We start from the raw sequence: 346 nt of genomic DNA, 5'->3' as shown, positions 1-346 counted from the left end.
ACCGTCGTGATGAACCACGGCCGGGTGGTCGCGGACGCTCCGACGGCGCAGCTGCGCGTCGGGCTCGGCGCCAGAACGGTCGCCGCGAGCCTGCCGGAGACCGGCGCCGACGGCATCCTCTCCTCGCTGCGAGATCGCGACGACGTCACCGAGCTGCGCGTGGATGCCGACCGGCTCACCCTGCGCGCCACTGACTCGGATGCCGTGGCCGCCGCGCTCCTGGCATCCGGAGCACATGATCTGGAGATCACCGCTCCCACCCTCGAAACCGCCTTCACCGCCCTGACGGAGGACTGACCATGACCACCTCGACTCCCGCCTTCACCCGCACGCCGCATGCTCTGCG

1 protein-coding gene is annotated in these 346 nt (G+C 71.1%); it reads left to right on the top strand.

The features are described from left to right. Positions 1 to 297 (top strand): hypothetical protein (locus KI686_RS16005; RefSeq protein ID WP_237590327.1); only part of this gene is annotated, 297 nt, incomplete at its 5' end. Positions 298 to 346: the final 49 nt, after the last annotated feature.

Source organism: Polaribacter sargassicola (assembly GCF_021991835.1).
In the GTDB taxonomy this organism is placed as follows: Bacteria; Bacteroidota; Bacteroidia; order Flavobacteriales; family Flavobacteriaceae; genus Polaribacter; species Polaribacter sargassicola.
This window is presented reverse-complemented; position numbering and strand designations above follow the sequence as displayed.